Annotated in this window: 22 protein-coding genes and 4 pseudogenes; 8 read left to right on the top strand and 18 right to left on the bottom strand. The window is 68.6% G+C overall.

What is annotated here, in order from left to right:
* Positions 1-1,250: 1,250 nt before the first annotated feature.
* Positions 1,251-2,063, top strand: coding sequence for a replication-relaxation family protein (locus CLT72_RS20895; RefSeq protein ID WP_101413229.1), 813 nt, complete (start codon positions 1,251-1,253; stop codon positions 2,061-2,063).
* A gap of 260 nt (positions 2,064-2,323) precedes the next feature.
* Here CLT72_RS20895 and istB read toward each other — a convergent pair whose 3' ends face one another.
* The 4 genes from istB to CLT72_RS32360 form a co-directional block, all read right to left on the bottom strand.
* A complete protein-coding gene (gene istB, locus CLT72_RS20890) occupies positions 2,324-3,142 on the bottom strand; it encodes an IS21-like element helper ATPase IstB (RefSeq protein ID WP_101413228.1) in 819 nt (272 codons plus the stop codon).
* Positions 3,139-4,815, bottom strand: coding sequence for an IS21 family transposase (gene istA, locus CLT72_RS20885; protein WP_101413227.1), 1,677 nt, complete (start codon positions 4,813-4,815; stop codon positions 3,139-3,141). The genes istB and istA overlap by 4 nt, the downstream gene beginning before the upstream one ends.
* Positions 4,816-5,096: 281 nt before the next feature.
* Entirely contained in the window at positions 5,097-5,642 is a 546-nt protein-coding gene (locus tag CLT72_RS20880) for a hypothetical protein (protein WP_350823931.1), read from the bottom strand.
* A gap of 2 nt (positions 5,643-5,644) precedes the next feature.
* Positions 5,645-6,151, bottom strand: coding sequence for a zinc metalloprotease (locus tag CLT72_RS32360; protein ID WP_350823930.1), 507 nt, complete (start codon positions 6,149-6,151; stop codon positions 5,645-5,647).
* A gap of 73 nt (positions 6,152-6,224) precedes the next feature.
* Here CLT72_RS32360 and CLT72_RS20870 point away from each other — a divergent pair, with 73 nt between their 5' ends.
* The 3 genes from CLT72_RS20870 to CLT72_RS31990 are packed head-to-tail and all read left to right on the top strand — an operon-like array spanning position 6,225 to position 7,589.
* A complete protein-coding gene (locus CLT72_RS20870; protein ID WP_088981155.1) occupies positions 6,225-6,524 on the top strand; it encodes a transposase in 300 nt (99 codons plus the stop codon).
* Positions 6,521-7,411 carry an IS3 family transposase gene (locus tag CLT72_RS20865; RefSeq protein WP_101409310.1) on the top strand — a complete coding sequence of 297 codons (891 nt, stop codon included), beginning with the start codon at positions 6,521-6,523 and terminating at the stop codon, positions 7,409-7,411. The genes CLT72_RS20870 and CLT72_RS20865 overlap by 4 nt, the downstream gene beginning before the upstream one ends.
* 25 nt (positions 7,412-7,436) lie before the next feature.
* Entirely contained in the window at positions 7,437-7,589 is a 153-nt protein-coding gene (locus CLT72_RS31990) for a hypothetical protein (RefSeq protein ID WP_158242051.1), read from the top strand.
* 193 nt (positions 7,590-7,782) lie between these two features.
* Here the strand turns inward: CLT72_RS31990 and CLT72_RS32960 are convergent.
* From CLT72_RS32960 to CLT72_RS20840, 3 genes and pseudogenes are all read right to left on the bottom strand, one after another.
* Positions 7,783-7,884: pseudogene (locus CLT72_RS32960) on the bottom strand (IS5/IS1182 family transposase); the annotation flags it as partial.
* 198 nt (positions 7,885-8,082) lie between these two features.
* Positions 8,083-9,051: a peptidoglycan DD-metalloendopeptidase family protein gene (locus CLT72_RS20845; protein ID WP_101413224.1), complete on the bottom strand. Its 969-nt coding sequence runs from the start codon at positions 9,049-9,051 to the stop codon at positions 8,083-8,085.
* Between the two features lie 451 nt (positions 9,052-9,502).
* Positions 9,503-9,772 carry a hypothetical protein gene (locus CLT72_RS20840; RefSeq protein ID WP_101413223.1) on the bottom strand — a complete coding sequence of 90 codons (270 nt, stop codon included), beginning with the start codon at positions 9,770-9,772 and terminating at the stop codon, positions 9,503-9,505.
* A 654-nt stretch (positions 9,773-10,426) separates the two neighbouring features.
* On the opposite strand from CLT72_RS20840, the gene CLT72_RS31985 reads away from it, so the two are divergent.
* Entirely contained in the window at positions 10,427-10,588 is a 162-nt protein-coding gene (locus tag CLT72_RS31985) for a hypothetical protein (protein ID WP_158242050.1), read from the top strand.
* Positions 10,589-10,658: 70 nt separating this feature from the next.
* A pseudogene (locus tag CLT72_RS32955) lies at positions 10,659-10,934 on the top strand (transposase); the annotation flags it as partial.
* Between the two features lie 166 nt (positions 10,935-11,100).
* On the opposite strand, the gene CLT72_RS20830 reads toward CLT72_RS32955, so the two are convergent.
* The 5 genes from CLT72_RS20830 to CLT72_RS20810 all read right to left on the bottom strand — a co-directional run bounded on the left by CLT72_RS20830 (position 11,101) and on the right by CLT72_RS20810 (position 15,357).
* The gene (locus tag CLT72_RS20830) at positions 11,101-12,231 is read right to left on the bottom strand and encodes an FUSC family protein (RefSeq protein ID WP_101413222.1); all 1,131 of its coding nucleotides are present in this window, start codon (positions 12,229-12,231) and stop codon (positions 11,101-11,103) included.
* 34 nt (positions 12,232-12,265) lie between these two features.
* On the bottom strand, positions 12,266-12,640 hold the full coding sequence (locus CLT72_RS20825; RefSeq protein ID WP_250100351.1) for a sensory rhodopsin transducer: 375 nt from the start codon (positions 12,638-12,640) through the stop codon (positions 12,266-12,268).
* Positions 12,640-13,857, bottom strand: coding sequence for a D-arabinono-1,4-lactone oxidase (locus CLT72_RS20820; protein WP_101413220.1), 1,218 nt, complete (start codon positions 13,855-13,857; stop codon positions 12,640-12,642). Before CLT72_RS20820 ends, CLT72_RS20825 begins: the two co-directional genes overlap by 1 nt.
* 313 nt (positions 13,858-14,170) lie before the next feature.
* Complete coding sequence (locus CLT72_RS20815) at positions 14,171-15,061, bottom strand: IS3 family transposase (protein ID WP_101409310.1); 891 nt, start codon at positions 15,059-15,061, stop codon at positions 14,171-14,173.
* Positions 15,058-15,357 carry a transposase gene (locus CLT72_RS20810; protein ID WP_088981155.1) on the bottom strand — a complete coding sequence of 100 codons (300 nt, stop codon included), beginning with the start codon at positions 15,355-15,357 and terminating at the stop codon, positions 15,058-15,060. The genes CLT72_RS20815 and CLT72_RS20810 overlap by 4 nt, the downstream gene beginning before the upstream one ends.
* A gap of 82 nt (positions 15,358-15,439) precedes the next feature.
* On the opposite strand from CLT72_RS20810, the gene CLT72_RS20805 reads away from it, so the two are divergent.
* Positions 15,440-15,775, top strand: a complete 336-nt coding sequence (locus CLT72_RS20805) for a transposase (protein ID WP_158242049.1) — start codon at positions 15,440-15,442, stop codon at positions 15,773-15,775.
* On the top strand, positions 15,772-17,337 hold the full coding sequence (locus CLT72_RS20800; protein ID WP_101413219.1) for a potassium/proton antiporter: 1,566 nt from the start codon (positions 15,772-15,774) through the stop codon (positions 17,335-17,337). The genes CLT72_RS20805 and CLT72_RS20800 overlap by 4 nt, the downstream gene beginning before the upstream one ends.
* Positions 17,338-17,519: 182 nt before the next feature.
* On the opposite strand, the pseudogene CLT72_RS32950 reads toward CLT72_RS20800, so the two are convergent.
* The 6 genes and pseudogenes from CLT72_RS32950 to CLT72_RS31615 all read right to left on the bottom strand — a co-directional run.
* A pseudogene (locus CLT72_RS32950) lies at positions 17,520-18,011 on the bottom strand (IS701 family transposase); the annotation flags it as partial.
* 250 nt (positions 18,012-18,261) lie between these two features.
* Positions 18,262-19,061 (bottom strand): IS5 family transposase gene (locus CLT72_RS20785; RefSeq protein ID WP_486484385.1). Its coding sequence is split into 2 segments (ribosomal slippage): positions 18,262-18,725 and positions 18,725-19,061, totalling 801 coding nucleotides; the frame shifts between segments, so codons are not numbered across the junction.
* Positions 19,062-19,172: 111 nt separating this feature from the next.
* Positions 19,173-20,065: pseudogene (locus tag CLT72_RS20780) on the bottom strand (IS5 family transposase).
* Between the two features lie 273 nt (positions 20,066-20,338).
* Positions 20,339-21,543, bottom strand: a protein-coding gene (locus CLT72_RS20775; protein ID WP_486484205.1) for an IS3 family transposase whose coding sequence is annotated in 2 segments (ribosomal slippage) — positions 20,339-21,309 and positions 21,309-21,543 — 1,206 coding nt in all. Because the reading frame shifts where the segments join, the coding sequence is not laid out codon by codon here.
* A 624-nt stretch (positions 21,544-22,167) separates the two neighbouring features.
* Positions 22,168-22,848, bottom strand: a complete 681-nt coding sequence (locus CLT72_RS20765) for a hypothetical protein (protein ID WP_101413217.1) — start codon at positions 22,846-22,848, stop codon at positions 22,168-22,170.
* Between the two features lie 148 nt (positions 22,849-22,996).
* On the bottom strand, positions 22,997-24,160 hold the full coding sequence (locus CLT72_RS31615) for a hypothetical protein (RefSeq protein WP_144082288.1): 1,164 nt from the start codon (positions 24,158-24,160) through the stop codon (positions 22,997-22,999).
* Positions 24,161-24,610 lie beyond the last annotated feature (450 nt).

Below are 24,610 nucleotides of genomic sequence, written 5' to 3'. Positions count from 1 at the left end.
ACCAGGAGAGCCAGGTTCCGATGCTCCGTCGAGCCATTATAGGGAGCGCTCTCTCAAGGCATTATCAACGAGTCCCACCAACGAATCCTGGCCGTGCTGACCGCTGACGGTGCCGGCCTGCGCGCCGAGGACATCCGTCTCGCCTGGGCATCGGCACCCCAACCCAAAGACGTAGAAGGCATCCGCGCCAAGCTGAAACGCCTAGTCAACCGGGAAATCGTGACGGATTCCCAACCTAAACCCGACCTATTCACCCTCAGCCCGAAGCGGACATAACATTCCGGACCGCCCTCTCGGAGAGGGTTATTACCAGGGAAGTGCTGTAACCGCTCAGGGTTTCCGCAACAAATCGCTTGGTCAGGTGACGATGAAGACGGGGGCGCAACGGGTCGGGTCGACGTGCGTTGGATGTCATGGCGGGCTCGTGGAGCGTCCTGGTGGGTGGCCCTCCAGGGACGCTTGCAGTTGGAGTGTCTTCCTCATGCTGCGGCCTCCGCCATACGTGGCGCCCCCGCTGACTGCGACTGCCAGTGGGGGCGCGGCACCATGCATTAGGGTCAGCGACCGGTGTGCTTCTTCTCGTGCCACCGCCGGATCGAGCGTTATCGTGGCGCCTTCGGTGAGCATGACGGCCAAACCGAGCAGGGGGTCCTGCACCGAGGCCGCCGTGACGATCGCCGCCAGCAGCAACCCCAGCGTGTCCGTGGCGATGTGTCTTGCGTCCCCTGAGCTTCTTCGCCGCGTCGATGCCCTGATCCGACTCCGCAACGTTGCTGGAATCCTCACGCTCTGTACCCATTCCGCAACAGGTCATGGGTGCGCTGCGTGGTCTCGTCAGCCTCCCACTTGGCGTAGTCGTAGGCCGTTTCCGCTGGCGGAAGTCATGTGGGAGGTACTCTCAGCGATCCCCGTCTTGGCCATGTACGGGATCGCGTTGACGATCTCCCGCAGGTCATGAACCGGCCGACTGATCCCCAAGCCCCCCAGCCGCCCGCCAAGCCATACAGGCCTACGCCACCCGAACGATGCGGTGGCTCACGGGAGAGCTGGTGGGTTTCCGTGGCGTCTTCCGTCGCGGCTTCACCGCTTCTTCACCACCTCTACCCACCGCCATCTCCCGCACGGAGCGCGAATGTGGCTGTCCGCGCAGCACGCCACCACTGATCAGCTCCGCCGACCGGCGGTGACAGTTCCAAACTCCCTCCTCACAGGAGGGAGTTTCTCCGTTCTACTCGCTGAGGAGATCCCTCATGCCACCCCGCTCACCGGCTCCCGAACATCGCCCGCCCGAACCTCGTTCTCCTGCTCATCATCGGCGTTCCAGCAAGGCGCACCTGCTGTCCTACCTGCGGCGGCTGACCCTGCGCGACCGACAACTGCTGGCCTGGCTCGCCGAGCACTACGTGCTGTCGACCGCGCAGATCACCACCGCGTTGTTTCCGTCGGAGCGCTCCGCGCGGCTGCGCTTGGCCACGCTGCACCGCATCGACGCCGTGCACCGCTTCGTCGATGTCACCACTGGCACCGGCCAGCACCTCTACACCCTTGGGCCGCTTGGCATGCTCGTGCACCCAACCACCTACACCGACCCCGAGAGCCCGGACGCCCGCCCGCCGCGCTCCAGCATTGAACGCACCGAACGCATCATCGGCAGCCCCCGCCTGCGGCACCTTCTCGGCGCCAACCAACTCTTCGTCGACCTGTACGCCTATACCCGCACTGACTCCAGTGCCCGTCTGGTGCGCTGGTGGTCCGAGCAGCACGCCACCGCCGCCTATGCCCTCGCCGACATCCGCCCCGACGGCCACGGCATCTGGCAAGCGGCCGACCGCACCGTCGGGTTCTTCCTCGAACACGACAACGGCACCGAGCCTCTGCGCAAGGTGCTGCGCAAGCTGCGCGCCTACGAACGCCTCGCCGAGTTCGGCCCCCGCTACCCCGTCCTGCTGCGCGTGCCCAGCCACCGCCGCGAAGCCCACCTTGATTCCGGCAGGTTGAACCGGCACCACTCGGGCAGGTTCTTCGGGCGCCACCGGCCGTCGTGCTCGATCGACTGCCGTTGATGGTTAGTTTCTTTGGGCACCAGTCGGCGGGCCTTCATGATCGGTAGTTTGTTCCGGCACCATCGTGGGACGCGGTCTGATGCTTTGCATGTGGGTCGCTGCGCCGAGTTCGCGTCAGGGCTGGCTAGTATCGGGGCAGACCGGGTTCTTTCAGGCTGCGCTCCCGATGCGGGGTCTGGGGGACCCGGCTCTGTGTGTGAGGGTGAGACGCGGCGGCGCCGGGACGGTTCGTCCCGGCGCCGCCGTTCGTGGTGGGGCTGTCAGCTGCGGTTGCGTTCGAGGGTGCTCTGCAGTCGGTAGGAGTCGTTGCCGGTTTCGACGAGGTAGCCGTTGAAGGTGAGTCGGTCGACGATGGCGGAGCAGAGGCGTTCCTCGGTGAAGGTCTTGTCCCATTCGGAGAAGGGGGCGTTGGAGGCGACGGCGATGGCTTTGCGTTCCTCGCGTTCGGTGAAGATCTGGAACAGCAGTTTCGCGCCGGTGCGGTCGAGGTTGAGGTATCCGAACTCGTCGAGGCAGAGCAGGTCGTAGCGGGCGTAGCGGTAGAGGGTCTTGGACAGGCGTTTCTCGTTGTGCGCTTCGGCCAGTTCGTTGACGAGGTTCGCGGTGGTGGTGTAGCGGACCTTGAGGCCGTGTTCGGCGATGGCGGTGCCGATGCCGATGAGCAGGTGGCTCTTGCCGGTTCCGGAGTTGCCGACCAGGACCAGCGGGGCGCCGGCTCTGACCCAGGCGGGGTTGGCGAGGTTGTTGACGTAGACGGCGTCGACGTGGGGGTTCTTGTCGTAGTCGAAGTCCTCCAGGCGCTTGGGTCGGTGGAACGCGGCGTCGCGGACGAGGCGTTGTTTGCGCCGTTCGTCGCGGTCGGTGATCTCGGCGCGCAGCAGGTCGAGTAGGAAGCCCTTGTAGTTGGCGCGGTCGCGTAGCGCCTGTTCGGCGATGTCGGCGTAGCGGTCGCGGATGCTGGGCAGGCGCAGCTCGGTGCAGGCGGTGTCGATGGCGGCGTCGATCGGGTCGATGCCGGGGGCGGACTGGCGAGGTCGGGGGGTGCGGGACACCTTGGCGGTAGAAGCGGTCGCGCTCACGCGGTTGTGCCTTTCGTTCGGTGGGACAGCAACTGGTCGTAGACGCTCATCGGCGGTGGCTTGTGCTCGGTGCCCGAGGGCAACCGCCGCGCGTGCAGAGAGATCACCCGAGCCCCGCCGGAAGCTGGCTCGTCGGCCGGCTCGGCCAGGGCGAGTCCGTCCTCGGCGCCGTCGTCGATCGGTGTCGCGGCATCTGACGGGTCCGCGACGATGCCCGCGTCGGCGGCCTTGCGGGCCTCGATCGCGACCAGCTCCGGGCTGCAGGAGCCGGTATTGACGGTGGCGGTGATCCCGGCGACCAGCGCCGCGTGCGGCAGCTGCCGGTGCAGCAGCAGCACCTCGATCAGCGCCCGGGTGCCTTCGGCTTCGCCGTGCGCGGCGCGGGCGGCGGCCCAGAACGCGTCGTGCACTGGCGTGAACGACCCCTCGGCGCGGGCCTGCGCCAATGCCGTCGACCCGGCCAGGGCGCCGGGTTTGACCAGCAGGATCTCCAGGTAGTGGTCCAGGTCGTCGCGGTAGTCGTAGCGGCGCGACAGCCGGGGATGCCGGGCGACGACCTGCCGGCCGTCGAACACGAGAACCTCGTTGGCGCGCAGGCTGACCCGGACCTTGCGGTCGATGAACCGGGCGGGCACCGAGTAGTAGCACTGTCGGACCACGATCCGGGCGTTGCGGCGCACCAGCGGCGTGAGCGTGGTGCCGAGCTCGAAGTCGTCGGCCGGCAGCGGGTGCAGCAGCGGCGCCTCGGCGGCAAAGTTGAAGCCGATGCTTGCCGGCGCGCCGTGGACGTGCCGGGCGTCCTCGGCGGCGTCGATCTCGGCCAGGCGGTCGTTGAGCTCGGTCAGGGACGCGACCTGCGGGGGCGGGACCAGGTGGTTGCGCCGGAAGCGGCCGCCCTCGTGTTCCACCCCGCCCTTCTCGTGGGCGCCGTCCTTGCCTGGCAAGCAGTAGAAGGCGTGGAAGCCGTAGTGGGAGCGGAATGCCACCCACCGCTGCGACTCGACCCGGCCACGGCCGAACAGCACTTGCCGCACCGCGGGCTTGAGGTTGTCGTAGCGGATATGCCGGGTCGGCACCCCACCGAGAACCCGGAACGCCTCGACGTGGCCCTCCATGAACGCCTCCTGGCCCTGCGAGGCGAACACCCGGTGCACCGCCTTGCCCGAGTACGACATTCGCAGCGTGAACAGGTAAGACTTCATCTGCGTGCCACCGACCACAGCGAACGCCTCGGCGAAGTCGACCTCCGCCTCCTCACCCGGCGGGTGGATCTGCGGCACCATCCCGTCGAGGTGCCCGCGTCCCTCGCGCGCCTCGGCGAGGATTTCCGGCCGCCGCCGGGCGACGTAGTTGCGCACCGTCGAGTACGACGCGTCGGTGAAACCGTGCTCGACGGCCAGACGCTGGCAGATCCGCTCGATCGTGTGCCGCTGCTTGCGCGGCCCGACCACGTCCGAGCGCAGCATCTCGTCCACCGCGGCGAGTACCGGCCCCAGTGCCAGCGGCCGACCGCGAACCGGCGGTTTGCGCGGCGGCGGGACCGCCGACGCGAGCGCCGCCCGGACGGTGCGGCGTGACACCTGATGCCGGCGCGCCAACTCCCGCTGCGACACCGACGGATCCACCCGCCGATCAGCGCGAATGCGCTCGAACAAGTAAACACGCGTGAACAACCCGGCCTCCCGATATGACCGGACTCAACCTAAACCGGCCGATATCAACAAGTCGAGCAAGACCGGCGAAGTGGGCATTCCCGCGTGTCGAACCCGAGGTTGGCACGAGATCGCCGACCGAAGCACCGGCCTGCGGCGGGACCGCTGACCTGAGGGGGCGTCAGCATCCTCATCAGCAGCTCGTCGGGGAGGCCGGGTTCGAGGTCCTGGCCAGGACGGCATTTGGCCTGCCGCCCCGGGATCGGGCGGCAGGCCAAAGGTGTTCGGCCGAAGGACGGCAGTCAGGAGCTCTTGGGGAGCTCATCGGGCCACCGCTGGCGGTCGACGCTGTCCTGCCAGTCGGCCACCGGGTCCGATCGCCCAGCACGGGCCGCGGCCCGGTCAACGACCGGGAAGTCTGCCCCGCCTACCAGTTGGTGCGTCCCACGCCCCTGCTCCGTCTTCGCCGCCAGCACGTAGGTCGTGCCCGGCCGCAGCAAGGGCTCGCCCTCCACCCGCCAGGTGTCCTTGCCGAGGGTTCCACCCAACTGGGCCACCCGCAGCGCCTTGACCGGCTCGCCCTTGAGGGTCTTGTCCACGGTCACGTCGAAGACGGTGTAGGGCGCGCCGTCGCGCTCCTGCACCTCGGCAATACGGTCCACCGTCGCGACGACGACGTAGTCGGCGAACCCGGCCACCTTCGTCTCATCCTTCACGTCGAACGCATAGGACGAGTGCACCGAGTGCGTTTCACCGGCGCGCAGCGAGTCGTAGGCCAACCACCCGCCAGAGGCCACCGCGACGGCGACGGCGCCTGCGAGCAGCGGTCGAACAAGGCGGCGGTTCATGCTCAGTACCCCCATACGTTGTGATACGCGTTGATGTCCCACGACTGCAGGTTGTTACTCATGTTCGGGTTGTAACAGGGCGGGCACGCGTCCATCACCGCGATCTCCGGCCCGTGACCGAGCTTGAGCGCATGGCCGAACTCGTGGGTCATGACAGCGTGCTTCTGCGAGTCGTTGAAGCCGTCCATGTGGTGCGTGTTCAGTTTGAGGTCATCCGCGCCCGCGCTGCAGTCGAACCAGCCCGCCCGACTGTCGCTCGAAGAGGTGTAGTCGGACACGTCGAGGTCCGCGTAGGTCGAAGCCGTATCAGCTTTGACGTTGATCGGGTTCAGCGAGTTCCACTGATTCACCGCGTGCGACAACGAGTTGTTGTACTTGGTGAAGTCGTCGTAGACCAGCTCCCCGCCATCGACCGACGTGCAATGATCCAGCAGCCCCACATCGGCCGACGCCGCCGATGCGAAACCCCCCGTGGCAACCAGCGCCGAGGCCACCACAAGGGCGGCCAACCGCGCCGATCGAAGCCTGCTTCCTGCCCTTCCCCTCGTAGCGTGGAGGCCAGAGCTTGAGGGATAGAGGTTCATGGCTGAGACGAGACGCCAGTTCGATCCGGAGTTCCGGGCGGGCGCGGTGCGCATCGTGCGCGAGACGGGCAAGTCAATCGCTCAGGTCGCCCGCGACCTGGGGATCAACAGCGGGACCCTGGCGAACTGGGTGAAGAGGGACCGCGAGACTCGCGGTGAGGCCGCTGCTGGGCAGCTGGCAGAGGACGAGCGGGCGGAGCTGGCACGGTTGCGGCGGGAGAACGCGGAGCTGGCGATGGAGCGTGATGTCCTCAAGCGATCCGTGGTCCTGTGGGTCAAGGAAGCGACGGGCCGGTGAGCGTGGCCGCCTTCATCGCTTCCCAGAGGACCGAGCACGACGTGCCGCACGCGCTAGCCTGCCGGGCCCTGGGGGTGTCCGAGTCATGGTTCTACAAGTGGCGTGACCGGCCGCCAACGCGCCGCGATGACCGGCGTGCTCGATTGTCGGCCGCGGTCCAGAAGGTGTTCGACGACTCGGGTGGCACCTACGGCAGCCCGCGCATCGGCATCGAGCTGCGCGAGTCCGGCTGGCAGGTCTCCGACAACACGATCGCGCAGCTCATGGCCGAGCTGGGCTTGGCCGCCCGGGTCAAGCGCCGCCGGCGGGGCCTGACCCGCCAAGGTAAGCGTCCGGCCGCACCGGACCTCATCAAGCGGGTGTTCACCGCGCCGGCGCCGGATGTCGCCTGGTGCGGCGACATGACCGAGATCCGCACCGACGAGGGCAAGCTCTACCTGGCCACCGTCATCGACCTGTACTCCCGTCGCATCCTCGGCTACGCGATGGGCGCCCATCACGACGCCGGGCTGGTCGTCGCCGCGCTGAACATGGCCGCCGTCACCCGCGGCGGCTGCGTGGACGGGGTGATCTTCCACAGCGACAGGGGCAGCGAGTACACCTCGGCCGACTTCGACCGGGCCTGTGCCCGGTGGAAGGTACGCCAGTCGATGGGCCGGGTCGGGTCGTGCTTCGACAACGCCGTCGCCGAGGCCACCTTCTCCACCATCAAGGTCGAGTACGTCCACCGCCGTCACTTCCGTACCCGTACCGAGGCACGCCTGAAGATCGCCACCTGGATCACCGACTTCTACAACCGGCGCCGCCGGCACTCCGTCTGCGACTGGCGATCCCCCATCGACTACGAACGATCAGAGACCCGCGCCCTGGAGGCCCAGGCCGCATAACGGAGCCCTCCACGATTCCAGGGGATTGACAAGCGTCTGGCGTAAGCAGACTGCTCGAGCACACTCGCTTGCCTGCGTCGCGGCGGGCCCGGTGCCGGAGGCGGTGGTGCTGCTGGTGTCCCGCAGTGGCCGGCTGCCCCTGGAGACCACCCCCGACCTGTGGGTGGCTGCGGCCTAGACGTACATAAAGCGTTGGACCAGATCGCGTTCGCCGGTCCGCTGTTGGTGGCGGGCGCCGTCGCCGCGCGGCCACAGACATTGTGCTCGACTACGGCGACCCCGATTGGCCGGTTGTTCGGCGCTTCATCACCGACCAGCGCTTCTTCGTCGCGACAGACCGCACCGTCGATGACGGTACCAATGAGCGCTTTTCATCGTGAGTTTCGGCTAGTCGGGCCGTGATGTAGGGCAAGGATGGCGTTGATGATCGCGGTGGCCCGTCGGGGGCAGCAGCGGAACTTGGTCAGAATCTTCTAGAACATCGAATCCTGCTCGGCTACCCAGCACCCTCTGTCACCACCGAGCGTGAGGCGGCAGCTCACACTCGGTGGTGACAGAACGTATTCGATGTCGTTGTGTTCATGTCCGCCGCGGTCAGCAAGCTCCGTGTGGCCAACCGCGCGGAGGCGTTCCGCACCGCCCGGGACAACGGCTGGCTCTGACGGTGCCGCTCAGATGAGCACGCTCCACGTCACCGGCCCGACGAGGCCGTCGGCGACGAGGCCGTTGCGGCTCTGGAAGGCGCGCACCGCGCTGGTGGTGACCGAGCCGAAGCCGCCGTCGACGAGGAGGCTGGCACCGCGGGCGTTGAGGGCGGTCTGGAGGCCGCGCACCAGGTCGCCGGAGTTGCCCTCGCGCAGGGGCAGGACGAGCGCGGTCCAGGTGATCGGGCCGACCATGCCGTCGGCGTAGAGGCCCCGGCTGCTCTGGAACGACCTGACCGAGGCGGCGCAGCCCGGTCCGTAGATCCCGTCCACGACGACGGAGATGCCGCGGGCCCGCACCAGGTACTGGATCACCCGGGGCACCCAGCCGGAGGCGCCTTGGCTGACGCTCGGGTAGCCGGTGCTGCCGACCGGGGCCGTCGAGCCGAGGGTGATGCCCCGGTTGGCCAGGAAGACCCGGGGGTCCAGCGAGGTCAGCCGGGGCCGGTGGATCTCGAAGTGCAGGTGCGGGCCGGTCGAGTTGCCGGTGTTGCCCATCAGGCCGATCAGTTGCCCGCAGCTGACCCGCTGGCCGGCGCTGACCAGCACCCGGTGCAGGTGGCCGTAGTAGGAGAAGTAGCTGTCGGCGTGGTTGATGTGGACGCTGTTGCCGGTGCGGCCGGCCAGTGGGCCGCTCGTCGTGTCGCCCGGGTACGAGTTGGTCTTGACGTCGCGGACGGTTCCGTCGGCGGTGGCGTAGATCGGGGTGCCCTGGCTGTTGGCCACGTCCCAGCCGAGGTGACCGGGCCGGCTGGGGCTCTTGTAGCCGGAGGTCAGCGTGCCGCGGGTCGGGTTGCTCCAGCCGGTGACGGCGGCCAGCGCGGGGCTGGGCAGGCCGAGCACCCCGATGCCGGCGCCGACGCCCAGCGCCGTGAACAGGGCGCGGCGCCGGGCCGGTACGTGGAGCAGCTTGCCTGTCTCCGGTGCGTCACACATTGTTGCCTCCGATGTTCGTGCCGTGGGGAGGGTTGGACGATGGAGGCCGAATCGTAAAACTTCTATATCGTCGAGAGCAACGGTGAAAACCTTCTACAGGCTGTCACGCATCGTCACCTCCGTGCCCAGCGATCGTTCGTATGAGTAGCCAACAGAGGGTCCGCTGCGAGTTGGGGCCGTCTTCGAACGTTCAACGTGCAACCCCGTTGGTTCTGAGCATCCGTCAGGCAGGCTGTGTCCCAGTGCCTGAGGGGAGGTGGCGCCGGTGGGTCGACGCCCGGATGTGTTTGTCCGGCGAGTGTCGTTGACCGAATGGTCAGCGGTTGCAGCGGACCGCCCGGACGGCGAAGGACGCGGCGCAGCTGCGTCGGGTGAGCATGATGTCCGCCCAGGGGTGGCCGGTCCTGGGCATCGCTTACCTGCTCAAAAACGGCGAGAACGTTAGGAGTTCTTAGAAGGGCGCGTTGCCTCTACCGCGGATCGACATACGACCGACCTCAACTTGGAGCGCGGCGGACAAGAATGCCGCCTCGCGCCCATCCGAGAACCGCAACCGGCCGCCGCAGTCTTCGTGGATCTGGTACAGAACCCCGCCGTTTCGGCTACGGATCACACCGCCCCACACGCCGACAGCACTGTCCGTTAATCTTAGAGCCGCGATGCCCTCGATCTCGGTGCCATCGTCGAGGATCAGCGTCACCTGACCGTCATACTTATCCATGACGCAGCACGATAGCCCTCGACCCAGCGCTGACGCGATAGTGCCTGCACGAAATGCCGACCATAGGGGATGCGTAGAGATACTGCGGGGCCGGCGTCGGCAGATCACTCTTTGCCGGTTACACGGCTGTGAACGTCGAACAGGGCGCCCCGGGAGGCGTCGCTCCACCCGTATCGGGCTGCCGCGGTTTGTCGGACCTACAGGCTGAAGGTCCTCACGCTTTCGTCTGGGAAGGCCACCCACCACCAGGACGTACGCCTGTCATGGGGCATGGCGGTTGCTACTCTCGCCCGTTGAGCGGTGTGGCGTGCGAGAGAGCGCGGCGTTGGTGGGTCACCCGGTCGGGTGACGGGTGTAAGAACAATGCCACCTGCATCACCAAATAGGCGACGATGGACACCGTGGTGATGCCGGCCTGCGTCATCCGTCCTTGCGCGGCGGGCCCACACGACGGCGGAGGAGCTGACGGCCACCCGCCGTGACGGCTGCTCCGGCGCGCCCGCCACCTTGCCGGCGGACGCGCCGGAGCAGGCTGACCGGCCGGACGGGCGAAACAGCTCAGCCGCCGGGTAGCCTTCATCGGCAGGACCTACGCCTTCTCTGGCTTCTACTAGCAGCGGAACGGTGAGCTGTCGGCGGTGAAGGGCACGAGGCGTGGACCGCGTGCTGGTGGAGTTCTATGGTGGGCCTCTCGACGGCGAGCAGACAGTGACGTCCGACCTGCCCGTCGTCTGGCCATTGCCAACGTCCGCAACATGCGCCAATCAGCCGGTGACGAACCTCGAGCCGCAGCGGCCGAAGACCCATGTCGGATGATGTAGCGCGTGGGTCGTCGCTACGAGTTGTCTGACATCGAGTGGGAAGCGCTGTCGCGGTACCTGCCGTCGGCGTGACCGGTGGTCGGCCACGAGCTGATGACCGGCGGGTGCTCAACGGGATCGTGTGGAAGATCCGGGCCGGGGCGGCGTGGCGGGACGTGCCGGCCCGCTACGGATCGTGGCAGTCGATCTATACCCGTTTCCGCAGGTGGGCGCTTGATGGAACCTTCGAGCGGATGCTCGCCGGGGTCCAGGCCGACGCGGACGCGGCCGGGGACATCGACTGGCTGGTGTCGGTCGACTCGACCATCGTGCGCGCCCACCAGCACGCCGCGGGCGCTAAAGGGGGCGCCGAGGAACGAGCAACCCTCACAGATCCAACGGCACCTCTTTGTCACGGCGTTGGCAACAGAGAGGTCTCCAACTTCGTTAGAATATCGATCTTGCATACGCGATCTCAACGCCATCGACTACTTTCGGCATCCACCGAAAGTAGTCGGGGTGGCAGGGTCACCCGTAGCCGGCGGCGGCCCGCCGCACCATCCGGCGTGCCTCGTTGCGTGGGACGCCGGTGGCGCGGAGCAGGTCGTTGGCGATGGTCCGTAGTTGGGATACGACGATGGTGCCGGAGAAGCCGATGTCCTGGCGGCATGCCTTGCCGGCTTCCCGCACCGCTGCCAGCACCCGCTCCCGTGCGCCCACCGGCTCCTCGACGGCGAGGTATTCGCGGTGCAGCATCCGGACCGCCTCGCCGTACAGTTCGATGGCGGCGGGCAGGTCGGGCGGCACCGGTTCGTCGTCGCGCAGGGCGGTGCCGATCCGGCGCACCAGGGCGCGGCTGTTGCGGAACGCCCGTTCCATGTGCTCGACGCCCTGGCTGTAGGCCGCCAGTACCCGGCGGCGGCGCCAGCGTAGCGGTGAGTGCCGGGCCACCTCGTCGGCGGCGATGATGACCTCGTCGAGCCGGTCGAGTTCCGGCTCCGCGTCGCGCATCTCGTCGAGCAGTTCTTCGGCGGCGCGGGCGTCACCGTCGGCCAGCGCTCGCGCCGTGGCGGTCATTTGTTTGGCGAAGGTGTCGAGCGCGGGGTCGGCGACGCGCCGCAGCGTACGCAACGGGTTGAGGGGCACGATGACGAGCACGACCAGCAGCCCGATCGCTCCCCCGATCAGCGCGTTGAGCGTCCGGGGCAGTTCAAGGTCGGGGTTGTTCGGGGTGACGGTGGCGATCAGCACGCCCGTACCGCCGGCCTGGGCCATCAGGGCGCCGGTGCCGCGCACCGCTGCTGCCACGGCGATCGCCACGAAGACGATGGCGCCGGTCTGCCATGCTCCGGTCCCCAGCAGGCCGATCAGCAGATCACCCACGAGGATCCCAAGCCCCACCCCGGCGACGAGTTCGACGGCGCGCCGGGCGTGGTTGCCGATGGCGGCAGCGATCACACCGACCGCGGCGGCGGGGGCGAAGGTTGAATCCTCGTTTCCCAGCAACATCCTGGCCGCCAGCCACGCCAGCGCGGCGGCCAGGCCAGCCTGCACCGCAAGGATGAAGTACGTCTGCAACCGTCGGTAGATCTCCTGGCATTGCTGGCGCAGCCGGGAATCCGCCTTCGCCGCCGCCGGCTTGCACTGTGAGAGCGCCATGGGCGCGGGTACCCGGTTCGCCGGTCGCCGAACGTCAGGCGGGATGGGCCATGACGCCGGTCAGCGCGACGACGCCGGGCAGCCGGGTGTCCTGGCGCAGGAACTGCACCACCACCGGCACCGGTGAGCGCAGCAGGCAGCCGTAGGGGCGGTCGAGGCGGATGGCCTCCGGGTCGATCAGGTCGTTGACCCGTACGTGGCGGATCCGGCGCGCGCCGACCAGGATCCGGTACGGTCCGACGGGTTCGGCGTCCTCGTAGTAGACCTCCAGACTGATCTCGGTCTCCTGGTCGGTGGCGTTGAGCACGCACAGCTGGTCGAAGCTGGTGAACTCCGGTTCGGGGCCGTGACCGGGGAACGGCACGTGCCCGCCCGGGACGACCCACGTCCGGGCACCGATTTGCGCCATCACGCCTCCTCGAGCAGCCGGGCCAGGTCCGGGGCGAGGAACACCCCGTCCGGGTCCAGTCGGCGCCGCAACGCCTGGAAGTCGTCCCAGCGGGGATAGAGCGGACGCAGCTCGCGGGCGGTCAGCCAGTGCTTCTTGCCCCAGTGCGGCCGGCCGCCGTACTGCCGGAAGACCGCCTCCATGTCCCGGAAGTACTCCTCGTACGGCAGGGTGGTGTTCTGCAGGCAGGCGATGGTCGCGGTCGGGCGGCCGTAGGCGTTGCTGAGCCAGATGTCGTCGGCGGCGATGCTGCGCACCAGCACCCGCCAGCCGGCCACCCGGCGGTGCCGTTGCCGGATCCGTCGCCGCACCTCCGCGAAGCACGCCGGGAACGCCTCCACCGGCAGCATGTACTCGATCTCCTCGAACCGCAGCTCCCGGTGGCGGGGGATGGCCCGGTGGGTGGGGGCCACGTGGACCTCGCGGGGTTCGTCCGCGGCCGCCGAGCCCGGTACCCGTGGCGCGTGCCACACCCGCTCGTCCGGTGTCTGGTCGACCCGGTTCATGACCCGGACCTGGGTCAGGTCGCTGCGGGGATACCAGTAGAAGTCCATGTTGCGGTTGGTGTGCTGCAACTCGGCCAGGTGGTCCAGGGTCCAGGCGACGGGCGCGCACCAGGACCGGCGGTGCAGTTGGTAGCGGGGTTGCACGGTCAGCGTGACCCGGGTGAGGACGCCGAGGGCGCCCAGGGAGAGGCGGGCCGCCGGCAGGAGCTCCGGGTTGTGCTCGGCGTCGACGTCCAGCGTGTCGCCGGTGCCGGTGACCAGCCGGACGCCGGCGACCTGGGTGGAGAGGTTGCCGAAGCCGAGGCCGGTGCCGTGGGTGCCGGTGGCGGTCGCGCCGGCGATCGACTGGTAGTCGACGTCCCCGAGGTTGTCCATCGCCAGGCCGGCGTCGTAGAGGCCCTCGCCGAGCGCCCTGAGCCTGGTGCCGGCGCGGACCGTGGCGAGCCGCCCGTCGTCGGTGATCACCCCGGCGAGCCGGTCGAGGCTGGCGAGGATCCCGTCGGTGCGCACCAGTGGGCTCGACGAGTGCCCGGAGCCCACCGGCCGCAGGGTGGTGCCGCTCTCGCGGGCGCGCCGCACCAGCGCCCGCACCTCGTCCTCGTCCGCGGGCTCGGCGTACTCGGCGGGGGTGAACGACAGGCTGCCGGACCAGTTCACGAACCCACGCCCCACGTCGCCTCCTCCCCCGGCCGGTCGGGCGGCTTACCCGCCGGCGGGAGGGGTAGTCGTCGCGCTGCCGAGGTCCGCACGTCCTCGCACGGTACTGCGCCAAGGCCATGGCCCTGCAGAGTAGGAAGAAAGTTATGTCCATCGCGAGTGCATTTCGGGTACTTCGTCGTTGTGTTGTGACGTCTCGAGGCCGACCGTCGGTGGCGTTGAGGCTGAGTGCCGCCGTGGGGGCTGGAGTCCTCGCCGGCGTGGTCCAATCCGCCTTGGGTTCGATAGTTGCGCTCGTGTCAATCCCCTGGAATCGTGGAGGGCTCCGTTATGCGGCCTGGGCCTCCAGGGCGCGGGTCTCTGATCGTTCGTAGTCGATGGGGGATCGCCAGTCGCAGACGGAGTGCCGGCGGCGCCGGTTGTAGAAGTCGGTGATCCAGGTGGCGATCTTCAGGCGTGCCTCGGTACGGGTACGGAAGTGACGGCGGTGGACGTACTCGACCTTGATGGTGGAGAAGGTGGCCTCGGCGACGGCGTTGTCGAAGCACGACCCGACCCGGCCCATCGACTGGCGTACCTTCCACCGGGCACAGGCCCGGTCGAAGTCGGCCGAGGTGTACTCGCTGCCCCTGTCGCTGTGGAAGATCACCCCGTCCACGCAGCCGCCGCGGGTGACGGCGGCCATGTTCAGCGCGGCGACGACCAGCCCGGCGTCGTGATGGGCGCCCATCGCGTAGCCGAGGATGCGACGGGAGTACAGGTCGATGACGGTGGCCAGGTAGAGCTTGCCCTCGTCGGTGCGGATCTCGGTCATGTCGCCGCACCAGGCGACATCCGGCGCCGGCGCGGTGAACACCCGCTTGATGAGGTCCGGTGCGGCCGGACGCTTACCTTGGCGGGTCAGGCCCCGCCGGCGGCGCTTGACCCGGGCGGCCAAGCCCAGCTCGGCCATGAGCTGCGCGATCGTGTTGTCGGAGACCTGCCAGCCGGACTCGCGCAGCTCGATGCCGATGCGCGGGCTGCCGTAGGTGCCACCCGAGTCGTCGAACACCTTCTGGACCGCGGCCGACAATCGAGCACGCCGGTCATCGCGGCGCGTTGGCGGCCGGTCACGCCACTTGTAGAACCATGACTCGGACACCCCCAGGGCCCGGCAGGCTAGCGCGTGCGGCACGTCGTGCTCGGTCCTCTGGGAAGCGATGAAGGCGGCCACGCTCACCGGCCCGTCGCTTCCTTGACCCACAGGACCACGGATCGCTTGAGGACATCACGCTCCATCGCCAGCTCCGCGTTCTCCCGCCGCAACCGTGCCAGCTCCGCCCGCTCGTCCTCTGCCAGCTGCCCAGCAGCGGCCTCACCGCGAGTCTCGCGGTCCCTCTTCACCCAGTTCGCCAGGGTCCCGCTGTTGATCCCCAGGTCGCGGGCGACCTGAGCGATTGACTTGCCCGTCTCGCGCACGATGCGCACCGCGCCCGCCCGGAACTCCGGATCGAACTGGCGTCTCGTCTCAGCCATGAACCTCTATCCCTCAAGCTCTGGCCTCCACGCTACGAGGGGAAGGGCAGATCTTGTGTCACTCGATGTTGAGGAGAGTGGCATGGGGCGACGGGGCTACCCACCGGAGTTCAAGCGCAAGGTGTTGGACCTGATCGAGTCCGGCCGGTCGGTGACCGACGTGGCCAGGGACCTGGGCATCAACGGCCAGTCGATCTACACCTGGCAGCGGCAAGACCGCATCGATCGTGGTCTACTGCCAGGGCTGAGCAGTGCGGAGAAAGAGGAACTGACCGCAACGAAGCGGCGGATCGCCCAGCTTGAGATGGAGTTGCACGGGTCCTGCCAGGGGCTCGGTAAAGGGTGGACAGCGCAAATGGGTCGCTGCTGGAGTCAGGTGGCCGGGTGGTCACGGCCGGAGGCCGGGAGCAGCGGATGACGTTGAACCAGGTCTATCTGCTGCTGGTGGCCGGTGCCGGGATCACGCTGCTCAGCGTGACGGCTGCCCGGGTGGCGACCCGGGTCGGATTGCCGGTGCTGCTGGCGTACCTCGGGGTGGGTTTGCTACTCGGGGAGAACGGCCTAGGGTTGCGGTTCGATGACGCCGCGCTCGCCCAGGCCCTCGGCACGGCGGCGTTGGCGGTGATCTTGGTCGAGGGTGGCCTGACCACCCGGTTCGCCGACATCCGTCCGGTGCTGGCTCCGGCGGCCGCCCTGGCCACCGTCGGTGTCCTGGTGAGCGTCGGAATCACCGCCTTCGGCGCGCACCTGCTGCTTGGCGTGTCCTGGCAGTTGGCGCTGCTGCTGGGTGCGGTCGTCTCGTCTACCGACGCGGCGGCGGTCTTTTCCGTGCTGCGGACGCTGCCGCTGCCTCGACGGCTGGCAGGCCTTGTCGAGGCCGAGTCAGGTCTGAACGACGCGCCCACGGTCATTCTCGTTCTCGCGTTCAGCGCCACCACACTGGACGCGGCGGGGCCATTGCCGCTGCTCGGTCAGATGCTGTACCAGCTCGCCGCCGGCGGAGCGATCGGTGCCCTGGTCGGCACCGCCGGTGTGTGGTTCCTGCGCCGGCTCACGCTGCCCGCCTCGGGCCTGTATCCCATCGCCACGTTCGCCTGCGGCATCCTCGCCTTTGCCGCCGCCGGGGTCGCACAGGCCAGTGGGTTCCTCGCCGCCTACCTCGCCGCGCTCATTCTTGGCAACGCCCGGCTGGCGCACCGCCGCGCCACCCTCTCGGTCGCGGAAGGCCTCGGCTGGATCGCGCAGATCGGCCTGTTCGTCATGCTGGGTCTGCTGGCCACCCCCCGCGAGCTGCCGGCGGCGATCCTACCGGCCTTGGCCGTCGGGTCGGTGCTGCTGCTGGTCGCCCGGCCGGTGTCGGTGCTGCTCACCCTGCTACCGTTCCGCATCCCGCCGCGCGAGCAGGTACTGCTGTCTTGGGCAGGCCTGCGCGGCGCCGTGCCGATCGTGCTTGCGACGATCCCCGTCGTCGCCGGAGTCGCCGGCAGCGACCAGCTCTTCAACATCGTCTTCGTACTCGTCGTGGTCTTCACGATTCTCCAGGCGCCCGCGCTGCCGTGGCTCGCCCGGCGGCTGCACCTCAGTCCAGCGAGCGTCGGACCGGAACTACAGGTCGAGTCCGCGCCGTTGGACGCCATCGCCGCCGACCTGCTACATCTCACCATCGACGACACATCGCGCATGCGGGGTGTCTACATCAGGGAATTGCGGCTGCCACCACCAGCGGCGGTCACGCTGATCGTGCGGGACGGCACAGCGTTTGTGCCCGACCCGGACACCCGTCTCCGTGCCCACGACCAGCTCCTCGTGGTGACCACACCGCTCGTGCGTGACGCCGCCGAACGCCGGCTGCGCGCGGTGGCCCGCGCCGGCCGGCTGGCCACATGGCACGGCGAGACCGGCAACCCAGACCGACCCGCCCTCGCCCCAGCCGCCACCAGACGCCCCGCACGCCGCGCCCCACCCAGAACCCCGCTGTAGCATTAGTACTGCAACGGCAGTTGGTCAGGGGTAGCCGCGTCGTCGGTAGTGGCAGGTTCGGGCTTGGTGTTGGCGTCGTCGGCGCCAGCGCGACCAAGCCCAGACGCGCTCTGGCGGGTGAGTTGATCGCACTACAGGTGCGGTGAGCAGTCTTCGGATCTCCGGTACGGTGTAGCCGATCATCATGCCGTCGCCGGGACTGGATCCCCTTTTGTAGTCAGGGATCGGGCGACGGAGAGCCAGGCGTGGGCGGCCATGGACAGTGTGATGTGGGGTACCAGGCTCGCCAGTCGCGGACCTGGTATTCGTCGAGGCCGGCTTCGTTCTTGGCCTGTTGAAAGCACTCCTCGATCGCCCATCGGGCACCGGCGATGCGGGTCAGGTCGACCAGGCGGGTGCGGCGGGGCCCGTAACAGACGTAGTAGGCGACCTCGCCGGTGGCGATGCTGCGCCGGGCGAGCAGCCAGTGCCCCCGTCCGGGGCTGCCAGCCGATGCGCACCGGCACCCGCGCCCACCAGTACTCGCGGGGGCCGTGGGCCCCGGCGCCGGCGGACAGCCGGCACCACGCCCGAGCCGGCAGGGCGGCGATCAGCTCGTCCGCGCGGACGATGCCCATCGTGGTGGTGATCATGTCGTCGTTGCGGCGGGTCGCGACCACATAAGCCACATTCTGTGCGCCCACGCCTACCTCGCCGTCACCGCTGCGCAAGCCAAAAGGGGGCGCTGAATCCGATGACGGCCTCATTCCTTACACCCTCGGCGAGGTCCGACGTCTGCTGGCACACCTGATCACCGCCGCCCGACCGTTCGACCACATCCATCGATGGTCACGATGGCGACGCCGACACCAGTGCCGCGCCCGAACAGCCCACTACCAGCGACGACTCCGACTTCATCAGGTGCGGCTGGAGTACTAAGAACTCCTAACTCTTTGAGCGTTGGAGTCGGCGCCAGCAGACGATGGCGCAGGCGAGGGTGAGGAACGCTTCGTGGATGTCGTCGCGGATCTCCCAGCGGATCCGCAGGCGGCGGAACCAGTGCAGCAGGGCGATGGTCTGCTCCACGACCCAGCGGCGGGTGCCGAGGCCGGAGCTGTGGCCGACTCCACGTCGGGCGATGACGGGTGTGATGCCGCGCGTGCGTAGCTCACGGCGGTAGCAGTCGAAGTCGTAGCCCCGGTCGGCGTAGATCCGGTCGGGTCGTTGCCGTGGCCTGCCGCGGATGCCTTTGATCCGTGGGATCTTGTCGACCAGGGGCAGCAGTTGGGTGACGTCGTGGCGGTTGCCGCCGGTCAGGGTCGCGGCGAGGGGGATGCCGCCCGCGTCGGTGATGACGTGGTGTTTCGAGCCTGGCTTGCGGCGGTCGACCGGGCTCGGACCGGTTTTGGGCCGCCCTTGAGCGCCCGGACGTGGGAGCCGTCGATCACCGCCCGGGACATGTCCAACTGCCCGGTGGCCCGCAGTCTGCCGAGCAGGACCTCATGCAGTCGTTGCCAGACGCCGGCGTCGTTCCAGTCCCGCAACCTGCGCCAGCAGGTCATGCCCGAGCCGAACCCGAGCTCTTGGGGCAGGTACTCCCACGGGATCGCGGTGTAGAGCACGAACAGGATCCCGCATAACACCTTGCGATCGTCGAGGGGCTTGCGTCCCGGGTAGCGGTGCCGCCGGGGTGGACGGGGTGGCAGCAGCGGTGCGATCTCGGCCCAGAGTTCGTCCGAGACGATCCACGGCGGCTGCTCACCCCTCCTCGCGTTCAGACAGAACGATCCTCACGTCCCGAGGACACGCCCAACATCATTTCGTTAGGAGTTCTAAGGCGTGTTTCATAAGTCCGGTCAGAGCCATTCGCAGATGATGGTGATGGTTAGGATGGCCTGGAACCGGACGGCCAACAGTCGTACCGGGTGGCCACGACACGGTGGCGCTTGAGCCTGTTGATGCCGTTCTCGACGGCGTGTCGCATCCGGTAGAGGTCTGGGTCGAACTTGGGCGGGCGTCCACCGCGGCTGCCCTTGGCTTTGCGGTGGGCGTCCTGGTCTTTCTTGCTGGGGATGCACGCCTTGATGCCACTTTGCGCAGGTAGGCGCGGTTACCGCAGCTGGTGTAGGCCTTGTCGGCCAGGACCAGGTCGGGACAGGTGCGGGGCCGGCCCACCCCGAGACGGGTCACCTTGATCCGGCGCAGGACCGGGATGAACTGGGGGCTGTCACCGCGATGCCCGGCGGTCACGACCATCGATAGGACCTTTCTGTCCCTGCTCACAGGCCAGATGCGTCTTGGTGGTCAGACCGCCGCGAGATCGCCCGAGGGCGTGATCGGCGGGTTCGTCGTGCACGCCGCCGGGTGGCTCTTTCTGCAGATGGCCGTCTCTGCGGGCGCCGGCGGCGTGTTGGTGGGCGCGGCTGGTCATCGAGTCCACGCTGACCGTCCAGGTGATCCGGCCGTCCGCATCGCCGGCCGCCTGTGACATGGCCAGGATCTTGTCCCAGGTTCCATCGCGCTGCCAGCGACGGAACAGGCCATAGAGCGTCTGCCAGGGTCCGTACTCGGCCGGGACGTCACGCCAGGGCGACCCGATCCGGATCCGCCACCGGATCCCGTCGATGAGCTGCCGTTTCTCCCACTTCGGCGGACGACCCATCACCGATGCGGCAGGCAGCAGTGCGGCGAGCCGCTGCCACTGAGCGTCGGTGAGGTCGTGCCGCCTCGTCACCGCTAAGGTGGCCACGAGGTCTCCGGTATGAAGTTCTTGCTTGGTCGCAGAACCAGATACCGGAGACCTCTTCAGTTGTCGATCACCGCCACGCCGGGACCTTCATCGGCCACCACGACTTCTGAAATACGCCTTAGCGCCTGACGGACCTTCACCGCACCTCCGCCCAATCTGAGGGGTGCCGGTCATCAACGGCCTGCCGGCACGTGCAGAGGTCGCTTTGTTGTTCCCCTGACTCTGCCTGTGAAGCGACGTCGCTGAGGTTCCCCCCGGGATGTGGACACCGGGTTATGCCGCGATCTGATGCAGCGTAGTCGGTGCGAGAGCCTGTTCGTAATTGGCGGGGCTGAGGTAGCCCAGCGCGGAGTGGCGTCGTCGGTGGTTGTAGAAGGCGATCCAGCGGAACACGTCACGGCGGGCGTCGGTCTCGGATGTCCAGTGTCGGCGGTCGACGTCGAGTTCCCGCTTCAGGGTGGCGAAGAACGACTCGGCCAGGGCGTTGTCGTACGACGAGCCGATCCGCCCCGTCGAGCGGCGGATGCCGTGCTGTTGGCAGGCGTCGGCGAAGTCGCCGCTGCCGTATTGGGCGCCCCTGTCCGAGTGGAAGATCACCCCGTCGACCCGGCCGCCGCGGGCGGCGACCGCCGCGTCGAGGGCGTCGATGACCAGTTCCGCGCGCATGTGGGTGTTGATCGACCAGCCGATCAGCCGTCGGGTGGCGATGTCGATGACCGTGGCCAGATAGAGCCAGCCGGCGCCGACGCGTAGGTAGGTGATGTCGCCGCACCATCGCTGGTCCGGTGCGGTGGCGGTGAAGTCCCGGCCGATCAGGTCCGGCACTGGTGGGGCGGCCGGGTCGGGGATGGTGGTGCGTTTGCGGCGGCGCAGGTGCCGGCCCACCACGTCACGTTGGCGCATGATCCGCTCCACCCGCTTGCGGTTGACGCGCACGCCCTGATCGTGCAGCTCGACGGTCACCCGCGGGGATCCGTAGGTGTCGCCCGAGCCGGCGTGGATGACCTTGATCTGTTCGGCGAGGGCGTCCTCGTCGGCGGCGCGAGCCTGCCGGGCGGGCTCGCTGGCGGTCCAGCGGTAGAACCCGGAGCGGGAGACCGCCAGGACCCGGCACAGCCGCTTGACGCCGAAGGCGGCACGGTGGGTGGAGATGAACCGGAAGCGGCTGGTCACCGATCCATCTCCTTCGCGAAATAGGCGGCTGCCTTGCGCAGGATCTCCTTCTCCTGCCGCAACTCCGCGACCTCACGCCGCAGGCGGGCGATCTCGGCGTCCTTGTCCGCCACCGACAACCCGTCCCCACCCGAGGCGGTCGCGGCGATCCCGCTCTGGCGTTCGGCGGCGCGGACCCAGTTCCGCAACGTCTCGTGACTCATCCCTAGCTCACGGGCCACCTGATTGATAGGCCGCTGCGACGAGCGGACCAGGTCGACCGCGTCACGCCGGAACTCTTCTGTGTACTTCGATGGACGCCCCAACGGGGACACCCCTTCCTCTGGACCAACATCCAGTCTCAGGGTGTCCACATCTCAGGGGGAAGCCCACGCCCCGGGTAGGGGGCAAAGTAGCCGGACGGCGTATCGGACAATAACGCAGGCCGGGGCGCCTGGACGGCGGCCGGCCGGCAGTGCACCGAAGGACATCAGGGCAGCGCAGACGACAGCCAGCGACGTGCGTCGTAAGCGCCGGATCGTGCGGGTTTGATCTCATCGAACGCCGCCCATGAAATGGGTGTAACTCCTCGTGTAATTAGGCGGGACATTCTGTCAATGAAATGGGGGTGGCGCGGCGGGCGAGGGTCTGGCGACGCGCGCCCTTGCTGGCGGGCCGCGGCAAGGCCGAAACAATTTGTCGATCATGACCGCAGTCCTCAGGGCTGGCACCCAGTTTCAAAGGTCGATCTTCGGCACTGACGAGCTGAGGTTCAGCGACCGAATGCCACTGCTGGTGCCCGGAGAACCTGCACGGTGGTGGCCGTATGGAGGTGCCGGAAGCACGGTGTCGAGGTGGAACTCGACGACGGTTGCCTGAACCCGGCGTGTAGGAGCGGCTCCGCCCCGCTGGCCGGGGCGACGGTGACAGCCCCGGCCAGGTTGGGTGGATCAGCGCAGCGCCCACCGGGTTGGCGGGTTGTTGCGGGGTGGGACGAGCGGATGCGGTAGGGGTGGGCGGGTGTTGCGGCTGGACCGGTCGGTCCAGAACGGCGATAACCGCCACATTGTGTGTGTGGTGGTGTGGCCGCCGACAGGGAAGGTGTCCCGGTGGGTGTAGCCGTGCCGTTGGAACAGGTCGCGGTCGGTGTCGGTGAAGACCTCGGCGTAGGTGGGCAGGCTCAGCGTGTCCATACGGCGCTGCGCTGCAGCGAGGACCGCTGCGGCGCGGTTCGAGTCCGCTGGATCGGGCGCGGCGAGCAGCGCCAGGTGGTTGTGTGCTCCAGTGGGACGGCGCGCGGCGAGTGCCTGGTCGAACTGGAGGAACGCATTCTGATGTGTGCCGCAGGCGTCGGCGAGGCGGTCGGTATACCGGGCGGGGGGCGGGATGGGTCGGTAGCGGTGGAACCAGATGGTGGCGGCCGTGCCGTCTGCGAGCAGGAAGGCGTCGCCGAAGAGCAGTGCGTGTTCGGTCCAGATCCGGGCCACTGCGGCGAGGATGGTCGGCCGGCGTTGCTCGTCGGGGACGAGCCAGGCGCCGAGGGCGGTGGGGGACAGGGTCTCGGTGACAAGATCGGCGATCCGGCCGATGTCGCACCACCGGGCGCGGACGATGGGCATGCTCACGTTCATGTGTAGCTCCTGGTCACCAGGTGATCGGGCACGTCAGGGAGGTTGCCGGCGTCGTCGCGGGACCGCCGCGGGCCGGCGCGGGCCGTCAGGCATACGGGTGCGCGGAGGGTTGCCGGTGTCGCGAGGACGGCACGGATCGGCTCGCTGGTCAGGCGGGTCGGGTGCCCGGGCGGGACGAGTGGGACGCGATTGCGTGGCTGCCGGTCGGGTGGCAGCGATGCTCGGCCAGGCTGGGCGTCCATACCGATGTCAGGGCGTCGGCCGGGTCCCCGTGAACGGTGCTGGGCGAGCCGGATCCGCTGGTGCCGGGGGCCGGCGTGGCTGGCGTGGAATCGGCGTTGGGCGGAGGCAGGTGCGGCCTGTCTGATCGGGCGAGGCGCTGCGGGGACGACAGCTTCGCCGAATGCCAGTCCATCGGGGCGTAACTCGAATCGGATCGGGCCGCTTCGCTGACTGCTTCGGTGCCGGGCCCCGTGCAGCAGCCCGGGCCGGCACCGTTCGCGCTGCCGCCAACCGTGCCGCTCGCTGGCGACGCGGGTAGTGCCGGCGTGGGCAGTGGTGTGGCCGGCGGGCCGTTAGGCGGGTCTAAGGGGTCCGTCACCGGGTCGAGGGTTTCGAGCACGGGGTCTAGCGGCTCGAGCACCGGTTCCAGCCCTCGCCAGACGGGGGAGAAGATCGGGGCGAGCGGCTGGGCCACCGGGCTGAGGACGTCAGCTGCCGGGGCGAGCACGCCGACCTGCACCGGGCTGGTGATCGGTCGTACCTCTTTGCTCACGGGGGTGATTACCGTAGTGCGGACCGGCCCTGTGACCGGACGGAGAACATCACTTACCGGTGTCAGCGACGTCTCGCCGCGGGGCCGGGCGGCCGGGCGGCGGGCGCCGTCGACGGGGAACTTCGGCGTGCCGACCTGGACGCGTGAGCCGGCGGTGGGGTGATCTTGGTTCGCTGGCCGGCTCGCTGGCCGGCTCGTTGGCCGGGCTGGCGGACGGCCCGGTGCTGGGTGAAGGCCGGATCCGCCCGGCGTGGTGCGGCGGGCCGGCTCGTCGGTGGGCACTTCCGGTGCCGGCGGTGGTGTCGTCGTGAGGATCGGGCGAAGGACGCCGGTGAGCATGTCGACCGCGGCGTCCACCGGCACGGCCGACGGGCGGTCGGCGGCGTAGGCGACCGCAGTGGTGGCGGCCTCGTGGACGCCCCACACCGCGACAACCCCGCCGAGCAGGAGCCCGAGGCGCAGCGTGACCTGCGTCCACCGCCCGCCCCGTCGACTCATCCCGGCACCCCCCAACTCCAGGCCATCGCCGACGATCAACGTCCATACTCTACCGAAAGCAATACGCCGCTCACAGATGGTCGCTGATCGAAGTCGGGCGCGTCGCACTGTGGGTCATAGGAAGTGCTCCGGCCGTTGGAGCCGTCCCCGGCGCATGAGGATGAGCATCGCGGACCGCTCCGCTGTCGATCGGTTGCGATCGGGCAGCCCCTGTCAGCCCTTCGACGACTCGGCAGAGGCAACCCGCACCCCGCGCCGCTCCGCCGCCCGCAGACAGAAGACGGCCGTTCCTTGCGTCACGTGCCTCGTTGTAACGGAATCGAGGAAGGTGAGCGCTTCCCTGGCATGGAGGGCCTGTCGCCTGCCGGAGCAGGAAGAGCGCTGGAGGTAGCACCACCAAACAGGGCGGGTGAACATCAAAGAGCGCCGACCCGCCGCGCCTACCCGGCCAGATCCCGGGCTGCATGGTTTCCGGGTTTCTCCCGTGCC

Source organism: Micromonospora sp. CNZ309 (genome assembly GCF_002846525.1).
Note: the sequence above shows the minus strand (reverse complement) of the source record. Positions and strands in the feature narration are given on the sequence as shown.